At 73.5% G+C, this 8,730-nt stretch carries 10 protein-coding genes; 5 read left to right on the top strand and 5 right to left on the bottom strand.

Annotated features, from left to right (window positions below; genetic code table 11):
* Positions 1–379: 379 nt before the first annotated feature.
* Complete coding sequence (locus E2C05_RS25255) at positions 380–1,348, bottom strand: Bug family tripartite tricarboxylate transporter substrate binding protein (RefSeq protein WP_133222412.1); 969 nt, start codon at positions 1,346–1,348, stop codon at positions 380–382.
* Between the two features lie 83 nt (positions 1,349–1,431).
* Positions 1,432–2,310 (bottom strand): LysR substrate-binding domain-containing protein, encoded by an 879-nt coding sequence (locus E2C05_RS25250; RefSeq protein WP_133222411.1) that lies wholly within the window; start codon positions 2,308–2,310, stop codon positions 1,432–1,434.
* 139 nt (positions 2,311–2,449) lie between these two features.
* Here E2C05_RS25250 and E2C05_RS25245 point away from each other — a divergent pair, with 139 nt between their 5' ends.
* Complete coding sequence (locus E2C05_RS25245) at positions 2,450–2,656, top strand: DUF1127 domain-containing protein (RefSeq protein ID WP_133222410.1); 207 nt, start codon at positions 2,450–2,452, stop codon at positions 2,654–2,656.
* Positions 2,657–2,755: 99 nt separating this feature from the next.
* Here E2C05_RS25245 and E2C05_RS25240 read toward each other — a convergent pair whose 3' ends face one another.
* A complete protein-coding gene (locus E2C05_RS25240) occupies positions 2,756–3,187 on the bottom strand; it encodes an OsmC family protein (RefSeq protein ID WP_133222409.1) in 432 nt (143 codons plus the stop codon).
* Between the two features lie 152 nt (positions 3,188–3,339).
* On the opposite strand from E2C05_RS25240, the gene E2C05_RS25235 reads away from it, so the two are divergent.
* On the top strand, positions 3,340–3,972 hold the full coding sequence (locus E2C05_RS25235) for an NADPH-dependent F420 reductase (RefSeq protein WP_133222408.1): 633 nt from the start codon (positions 3,340–3,342) through the stop codon (positions 3,970–3,972).
* A gap of 156 nt (positions 3,973–4,128) precedes the next feature.
* Complete coding sequence (gene yghU / locus E2C05_RS25230) at positions 4,129–5,004, top strand: glutathione-dependent disulfide-bond oxidoreductase (protein WP_133222407.1); 876 nt, start codon at positions 4,129–4,131, stop codon at positions 5,002–5,004.
* Positions 5,005–5,228: 224 nt separating this feature from the next.
* Here the strand turns inward: yghU and cysE are convergent, their stop codons facing one another.
* Together cysE and E2C05_RS25220 are read right to left on the bottom strand one after the other, a co-directional pair.
* Complete coding sequence (gene cysE, locus E2C05_RS25225) at positions 5,229–5,936, bottom strand: serine O-acetyltransferase (RefSeq protein WP_133222406.1); 708 nt, start codon at positions 5,934–5,936, stop codon at positions 5,229–5,231.
* 102 nt (positions 5,937–6,038) lie between these two features.
* Positions 6,039–7,082, bottom strand: coding sequence for a cysteine synthase A (locus E2C05_RS25220; protein ID WP_133222405.1), 1,044 nt, complete (start codon positions 7,080–7,082; stop codon positions 6,039–6,041).
* A gap of 229 nt (positions 7,083–7,311) precedes the next feature.
* Here E2C05_RS25220 and E2C05_RS25215 point away from each other — a divergent pair, with 229 nt between their 5' ends.
* Complete coding sequence (locus tag E2C05_RS25215; protein ID WP_133222404.1) at positions 7,312–8,076, top strand: ImuA family protein; 765 nt, start codon at positions 7,312–7,314, stop codon at positions 8,074–8,076.
* Between the two features lie 317 nt (positions 8,077–8,393).
* Positions 8,394–8,730: Y-family DNA polymerase (locus E2C05_RS33365; RefSeq protein WP_456306527.1), on the top strand; the 337-nt coding region annotated here is incomplete at its 3' end.

Genomic DNA, 8,730 nt, shown 5'->3' with positions numbered 1-8,730 from the left:
AAAGCAGAACACACACCACGCAAAATATCCGCCCAGCCAAGCCCAAAACCAGGACCAAGCCAAACAGCAACGCTCATCCACTGAACGCGCTTCCAAAACCAGATAAAACTGTCAAGGAACACCCATCCGGCCAGGGCCGAATGGCAAACCGCCGCAAAACAGCAGATCGACCGGCATTTCGACCGGCAGGGCTGGCTGCGTCTGGCGATGAGACCGCTTCGTGAGCGGGGCATGGATACTGGCGAAGCCGCCGGTGATCGTCAACCCCAACCGCGCTGCGGTGTGCAGTCTCTACGCCCGCCCGCCGCCCCGGTCAACACCCGGAATCGCCGTTCCGCAGCCGGGCCGGGAACCCGTCCGGACCCGGCCGCCACCCGGGTCAGCTATCCGCCCGGATGTTGTTGGCGCGGATCACCTGGCCCCAGCGACCGATCTCGCCCGCCAGGAATTGCCGGGCCTCCTCCGCCCCGGTCGCCCGGACATCGGCGCCCTGCTCCTCGATCTTCCCGCGCACCTCGGGGTCGGCCAGCGCCTGGGCCAGCGCCTCCTGCATCCGCCGCATCACCGGCTCCGGCGTCCCCGCCCGGCCGAGGAAGGCCCACCAGGTCGGCGCGTCGAAGCCCGGGAAGCCCTGCGCCGCGAAGGGCGCCACGCCCGGCACATGCCGCGTCGGCGCCCCCGTGGTCACCCCCAGCGGCCGCAGCGTGCCGGCGCGGATATGCTGGCTGATGATCACCACGTTCGACATGAACAGCGGCACCTGCCCGGCGATGGCATCGGTCAGCGCCGGCCCGCCGCCGCGATAGGGCACATGCACCAGGCTGAAGCCGCCCTGCTGCTGCAGCAGCGTGGTGGCGACATGCGCCAGCCCGCCGATGCCGGAACTGGCATAGGACACCGTGTCCGGCTGCGCCTTCGCCGCCGCCACCACATCCTGGAAGCTCCGCCAGGGCGTGCTCTGGTGCGCCACCAGGGCCAGCGGGCCGCTTGCCACCAGGCTCACCGGCGCGAAGGCCTCCAGCGTGCGGTAGGGCAGCCGCAGCAGCGTCTGGTTGGTGGCCTCGTTGTCGTACTGGAACAGCCAGGTGCTGCCATCGGCCGGGGCCCGCGCCGCCTCGATCGCCCCGATGGAGCCCGAGGCGCCGCCGCGGTTGTCGATGACCACGGGCTGGCCGAGCAGCGCCGCCAGCCGCGGCTGGAAGATCCGTGCGATGGTGTCGGTGGACCCGCCGGGCGGCCAGGGCACGATCAGCCGGATGGGCCGGTCAGGCCAAGCCGACTGGGCACGCAGGACGGACGGCAAGCACAGGCCCGCGGCCAGCCCGGCCAGCAGGGAACGACGATGCATGGGCGAATCCCCGGTCTCGGCCTTGACGCGGCCGCTATGGAAACGGCGCGCAGATGGACCGGGACCGGTTGATTCTCAACCCGTCAGGCCGCTTCCAGCGCCTCCCCGGTGCGGAAATTCTCCTCGATATGCCGCGCCAGCGCCTCGGCCGCCGGCGTGCCGGGGCCGCGCAGCAGGCCGATGGCGAAGTCGGGCAGGTCGGGCAGCCCCTCCTCCGGCCCCAGCCGGCGGACGCCGTCCGGCAGCGGCGACGGCATCGCCACCGTCACCGCCAGCCCGGCCAGCACCACCGCCAGGCAGCCCGACAGGGAGGCCGAGGTATAGGCCATCCGCCAGGGCAGCCCGCCGCGGTCCAGCGCCTCGGTCGCGGCGCGCCGCCAGGCGCAGCCACCGGCGGCGAGGGTGAGCGGCAGCGGCCGGCGCCGCGCCACCTCCTCCTTCCCCACCCAGAGAAGCGGCCCGCGCCAGAGCCAGCGCACCCGGCTGCCCGCGGGCTCGTTGCCCTCCGACAGCAGGGTCAGGTCCAGCTCGCCATCCCGCAGCCGGTCCACCAACTCGTTGGACGGGGCGCAGGTCACCTCCACCTGCACCGCCGGGTGGCTGGCGCCGTAGCGCGCCAGGATGCCGGGCAGCCAGCGCACCGCGTAGTCGTCGGGGGAGCCGAGGCGGACATGCCCCGCCACCTCCGGCTGGCGGAAGCTCGCCACGATCTCGTCGTTCAGCGCCAGGATGCGCCGCGCCCGCTCGAGCAGCCACTGGCCCTGCTCGGTCGGCTCCACCCCGCGCGCGCCGCGGTTCAGCAGGGGCTGGCCCAGCGCCTCCTCCAGCCGGCGGATCTGCATGGACACGGCCGATTGCGTCCGCCCCACCGCCTGGGCGGCGCGGGTGAAGCTGCCGCCCTCGGCGATCAGGACGAAGCTGCGCAGCAGGTCGGGATCCAGGCCGGGCGGCAGGGCAAGCATGGCGGCACCTCCTCGCCCGTCATATCAAGGACGCTGATGGGGAGCGTCAATGCAATTCGTTTTCCTGATTTCGTTGCCTGCCGCATCCTTCGCTCACCGGGGCGGCCATCCTGCCCGCGGGACAAGAGGGAGACCCAGCATGGCGATCCGCAGCATCACTTCCGGCGTCTGGCCCCTGGCGGCGGTGGCGACGCCACGCCCCGGGCTGCGTGCCATGTGGCGCGCGATGCAGACCCGCCGCGACCTGGCCCGCATGGATGACCGCATGCTGCGCGACATCGGCATCAGCCGGCTGGACGCGCTGCGGGAAGCGGACCGGCTGCCCTGGGACCTGACGGTGCGCTGAACAGTGCGCTGACCGACGGAGGAGAATGCGGGGGAAGTATCCCCCGTCGGGCGCCCCTGGCGCCCGACCCCCTTCCCTGTCCGAAAGTCTTTCAGCCGGCTATTCCAGCGTGGCGTCCAGGGTGATCTCGGCGTTCAGCACCTTCGAGACGGGGCAGGTCGCCTTCGCATCCGCCGCCAGCCCGGCGAATTGCTCCTGCGACGCGCCCGGGACCTTCGCCTTCAGCACCAGCGCGATCGCCTTGATCGCCCAGCCGCCGCCCTCCTGCTCCATGGACAGCCGCGCCTCGGTCGACAGGCTTTCCGGCGTCAGCCCGGCGCCCTGCAGCTTGAAGGCGAGCGCCATGGTGAAGCAGCCGGCATGCGCCGCGGCGATCAGTTCCTCCGGGTTCGTGCCCTGGCCGTCGCCGAACCGGGCGTTGAAGCCATAGGGCGTCTCCTTGAGCGTCCCGCTCTGGGTGGTCAGCGCCCCCGTCCCGTCCTTGCCCGTGCCCTGCCACTGCGCGCTCGCGCTGCGCCGGATGCTGGCCATCGCCCGTCTCCTTCATGCCTGCCGGACCGATCCTGGCCCGGCGACACAACCCTGCCACGACCATGCCGGTTGCCTCCCCTGGCCTTATGGCCGGTGGCGCGCCGGGCGGCCGCGAGCCTACCAGTGGCCCTGGCATCTCCGGGGAGGTTGCGGTGGACATCGCCATCATCGGCGCCGGCAAGGTCGGCGCCGGCATCGCCCGCGCCTGGGCGAAGGCCGGGCACGCCATCCGCTACGGGCTGCGCGACCCGGCGGCGGCGAGATACCGGCCGCTTGCCGCCACCGGCGCGCTGCTGGCCCCGGCGGAGGCCGCTGCCGGCGCCGCGGCCATTCTGCTCGCCACCCCCTGGCCAGCGACGGAAGCGGCCATCGCCGCCCTCGGCGACCTGACCGGCAAGCTGCTGCTGGACGCCACCAACCCGCTGGCCATGGGGCCGGAGGGCCTCGGCCTCGCCATCGGCCACACGCAATCGGGCGGCGAGCGCGTCGCCGCCTGGGCCAGGGGCGCCAGCACCTTCAAGACGCTGAACAGCACGGGCTTCGAGGTGCTGGGCGACACGCAGGGCTACCCGCAGCCGCCGGTGATGTTCGTCGCCGGCGACGACGCGGCGCGCAAGCCGGCGGTGCTGGGCCTGGTCGGCGAGCTGGGCTTCGCGCCGGTGGATGCCGGGCCGCTGCGCAACGCCCGGCTGCTGGAAGCGCATGCCATGCTGTGGATCGACCTGGCGCTGCAGCGCGGCCAGGGACGGGACTTCGCCTTCGGACTCATGCGCCGGGCCGGCTGAGAGCAAGGGCCGGATGGCGCGACCCGCGGCCGGCCGGCAGGGGGCGCCCGCGCCGGCGCGCCGGGGCCATCGAGCATCCCCGCCGCGCGAACCGGGCCTCCCTGACATCCGGCGCGGGCGGGCGCATATCCTGGGCATCCGGAGGAGGATGAGCCGATGAGCAGCAGCACCGACTACGTGCCCCCCAAGGTCTGGACCTGGGACAAGGAAAGCGGCGGGCGCTTCGCCAACATCAACCGCCCCGTCGCCGGCCCGACGCATGAGAAGGAGCTGCCGGTCGGCAAGCATCCGCTGCAGCTCTACTCCCTCGGCACGCCGAACGGCGTGAAGGTGACGGTGATGCTGGAGGAGCTGCTGGCGGCGGGCCACACGGGCGCCGAATACGACGCCTGGCTGATCCGCATCGGCGAGGGCGAGCAGTTCGGCAGCGGCTTCGTCGGGGTGAACCCGAATTCCAAGATCCCCGCCCTGCTCGACCGCAGCGGCCCGCAGCCGGTGCGCGTCTTCGAATCCGGCGCGATCCTGCTGTACCTGGCGGAGAAATTCGGCGCCTTCCTGCCGCAGGGCGGCGCGGCGCGGGCCGAGACTCTGTCCTGGCTGTTCTGGCAGATGGGGAGCGCGCCCTATCTCGGCGGCGGCTTCGGGCATTTCTACGCCTATGCGCCGACCAAGCAGGAGTACCCGATCAACCGCTTCGCCATGGAGACCAAGCGGCAGCTCGACGTGCTGGACCGCCGCCTGGCCGAGAGCGAGTACATCGCCGGCCCCGACTTCAGCATCGCCGACATCGCCATCTGGCCCTGGTATGGCGGGCTGGTGAAGGGCTGGCTCTATGGCGGCGCCGAGTTCCTGGCGGTGCAGGAGTACAGGCACGTCAACCGCTGGGCCGACCAGGTCTTCGCCCGCCCGGCGGTGAAGCGCGGCCGCATGGTCAACCGCATGCAGGGCGACCCGTCCGAGCAGCTGCGCGAACGCCACGACGCCAGCGACTTCGAGACGAGCACGCAGGACAAGCTGGACGCGAAGGGCTGATGTCGGGAGGGGCTTTGCCCCTCCCGGACCCACTCCACCAGGGGCCGGGCGACCCCTGAACCGGCCCGAGCCTGGTTCATCCCGGTCGGCATGGATGCTGGCCGGGATGGTCATCGGGTCTGGCGCGCCGCCGCCACGCCGACCCGGCGCGCGAGACAGGTCCAGGCCGGGTGCCGGCCCGGCAGGGGGGGCCTGAGGGGGACAGCGTCCCCCTCAATGCCGCCTCACTCGGCCGCCGGCACGCCCGCCTGCTGCCGCTTCAGCGTGGCAAGCTCCGCCCGCAGCGCCGCCATCTCGGCCCGCAGGGTGGCGATCTCCTCCCCCACCGGGTCGCAGGGCTGGTCCAGCAGGCCATAGCCCGGGCTGGGCGCCGGCGGCGTGCGGCCGACCGAGGCACCGGTCAGGATGCGGTGCTCATGCGGCGGCCGGGCGGGGATGCCGATGACGGTCTCGCCCGGCGGCACCTCGCTCGCCACCACCGCATTGGCGCCGATGCGCGCGCCCTCGCCGACGCGGATAGGCCCCAGCACCTGCGCGCCGGCGCCGATCGCCACGCCGTCGCCGATGGTCGGGTGGCGCTTGCCGCCCGGCCCGGCGCGGTTGGCGAGCGAGAGGCCGCCCAGCGTGACGCCGTGATAGATCAGCACGTCGTCGCCGATCTCCGCCGTCTCGCCGATCACCACGCCCATGCCATGGTCGATGAACAGCCGCCGGCCGATCCTGGCGCCGGGATGGATCTCGATGCCGGTGATGAAGCGGTTGGTGTGGGAGACGGCGCGGGCCAGCGCCTTGAAGCCGCGGCGGTACAGCGCGTGGGCCACGCGATGCATCAGCACCGCCTGCAGCCCGGCATAGCAGGTGACGGCCTCGATCCAGGTCGGCCGGGCGGGGTCGCGGTCCCGGACCGTGCGGGCGAGCTCGAAGATCTCCATCCGACGCACCCCTTCAGCGCTTGAACAGGATCGGACGGCGCGGCGGCGCGGCCGTCACTCTCGCGGCGATGTCGCGGCCGGCGGCCATGCGTCCAGGCGCCCTCACGCCAGCCAGGACGGGACGGGCAAGCCCTTCTCCCGCAGGAATTCCGGGTTGAAGATCTTGCTCTGGTAGCGGGCGCCGCCATCGCAGAGGATGGTCACGATGGTGTGGCCCGGCCCCATCCGCTTCGCCAGCGCGACCGCGGCGGCGACATTCACCCCGGCCGACCCGCCCAGCGAGATGCCCTCGTGCTGCTGCAGGTCGAAGATCTGCGCCAGCGCCGTGGGGTCGTCCACCTGCAGCGCGTCGTCGATACAGTCCCGCCCATGCTCGAGGTTGCCGGGCGCGGCGCTGGCCTGGCCGATGCCCTCGGTGATCGAGCTGCCCTCGGCCTTCACCTCGCCGGTCTTGATCCAGGAATAGAGCCCGCTGCCCATCGGGTCGGCCAGCACGATGCGCACCTTGGGGTTGCGCGCCTTCAGCGCGCGGGCCACGCCGGCCAGGGTGCCGCCGGTGCCGCAGGCGCAGGTGAAGGCATCGATCCTGCCGCCGGTCTGGTCCCAGATCTCGGGGCCGGTCGTCGCCTCATGGATCGCGGCATTGGCGAGGTTGCCGAACTGGTTCGCCCAGATCACCCGCTCGCCCTGCGCCTGCAGTTCCTCGGCGATGCGGCGGGAGGTGTTCACGTAGTGCCCGGGGTCGCGCAGCGGCTTCGGGTCCACCAGCCGCAGGTCGGCGCCGATCATCCGCAGGAAGTCGAGCTTCTCCCGGCTCTGCGTGCGGGGGACCACGATGATGGATTTGTAGCCGCGCGCGTTCGCCACCAGCGTCAGGCCGATGCCGGTATTGCCGGCGGTGCCCTCCACCACGATGCCCGGCTCGCCGGGGGTCAGCTGCCCGCGCGCCTCGGCGTCCTGGATGATGCCGAGGCCGGCGCGGTCCTTCACGCTGCCGCCGGGCTGCATGAACTCCGCCTTGCCGAGGATCTCGCAGCCGGTCGCCGCGCTGGCGCGGCGCAGGCGGATCAGCGGCGTGTTGCCGATGGCGCCGGCGAGGCCATCCACCACGGTGGGCCGAGTCGGGGTGGTCGGTTGGGCGTCCATGGGTCCTCCCGGGTGTTCGTGATCTGCGGCTGTCCCGGGCCAGGATTCAAGGGTCTCCCTCGCATTCCTGCCCTGCACCCATGAATCGGAATGCACCTGTCACGTGACAACGCTTGACCTTGGCTGGTGCGATACGAGAACATATAGCGAACAAGCCATGATCCCGCCCCCCGATCCCCTGCATGACCCCGGTCATGCCCCCGATGGCCATGCGCCAGCCGGCCATGCGATGGACCGCCCCGCCCTGCTGGCGGCGCTGCGTGCCCGCATCGCCCGGCTGGACCGCAGCGGCGGCGCGCCGGCGGGGGATGGCGTGCCGCTCTGCGCGGCGATCGACCGGGCCCTGCCCGGCGGCGGCCTGGCCCGCGCCGCGGTGCATGAGGTGCTGGCGGCCGATCCCGGCGCCGCGGCGGGCTTCTGCGCCCTGGTGCTGGCCAGGTCCAGGGGGCCGGAGGGCGGGGCCGTGCTGTGGATCGCGCCCGAGCCGGATGCCTGGCCGCCCGGCCTGTTCCGCTTCGGCCTCTCGCCCGCCGACCTGGTGCTGGTGCAGGCACCGCGGCGGCAGGATGCGCTCTGGGCCATGGAGGAATGCCTGCGCTGCCCCGGCGTCGCCGGGGCGCTGCTGGCGGTGGACGGGCTGGACCTGACCGCGGCGCGGCGGCTGCAACTGGCGGCGGAGGCGGGCGGCGCCCTCGGCCTGCTGCTGCGCCCGGAAGCCGAGGCGGAGGGCGGCGCCACCGCTGCCCTCACCCGCTGGCGCGTCGGCGCGCTGGCCGGGACGGGCAGCGCGCATGACCTGGGCGACCCGCGCTGGCGCCTGGACCTGCTGCGCTGCCGCGGCGGCCGGCCGCAGGGCTGGGACGTGACCTGGCGGTCCGCGGCCGAACGGCTGGACCATGACGCCGCGGAGCGGCCGGACCTGGACGAGGCCGCCGGGACCGAGGCCATCGGGACCGAGGCCATGCCGCAGCGCGCGCGGCGGCGCGCGCGATGAGGCGAAGGGCGTGCGGGCCGGGGCTGACGAGGGGGGCGCTGCCCCCTTCGACGCCCCGCTGGGGACCGGACCGGCCCCCAGGCCCCTGCATGCGCTTCGTCGCTGGCACAGGGGATTCCGGCGGGGCACCCTCCGCCAGCGATGACCCAGGGCGGGACCCAGGCCGGGGCCCGGGGCCAAGCTTCGGCCCGGCAGGGGGGCAGAGCCCCCTTGCCGAACCCCGCCGCATCGCCGCGCTCCACCTCCCGCTGCTGCCGATCGAGCGCCGCCGCCTCACCGGCGCGGCCGCCATCTGGGCGCCGGAGGGCAGCCGGCGTGTGCTCGTCGCCGTCAGCGCCGAGGCCGCTGCCGCCGGCCTGCGCCCCGGCCAGGCCCTGGCGGATGCCCAGGCCATCCTGCCGGAGGTCGCGCTGCACCCGCATGCGCCGGAGGCGGATGCCGCCTGGCTGCGCCGGCTGGGCCATTGGGCGCATTGCGTCACGCCGCTGCCGGCGCTCGACCCGCCGGATGGGCTGCTGCTGGATGTTGCCGGTGTTGCGCATCTGCACGGCACGGAGGACGCGCTGCGCCGCGCCCTCGCCGCGCGCTTCGCCCGCGCCGGCCTCACCGCGCGCATCGCCATCGCCGGCACCGCCGCGGCCGCCGCCGGCCTGG

The sequence above is a fragment of the Paracraurococcus ruber genome, assembly GCF_004353985.1.
Lineage (GTDB): Bacteria > Pseudomonadota > Alphaproteobacteria > Acetobacterales > Acetobacteraceae > Paracraurococcus > Paracraurococcus ruber.
Note: the sequence above shows the minus strand (reverse complement) of the source record. Positions and strands in the feature narration are given on the sequence as shown.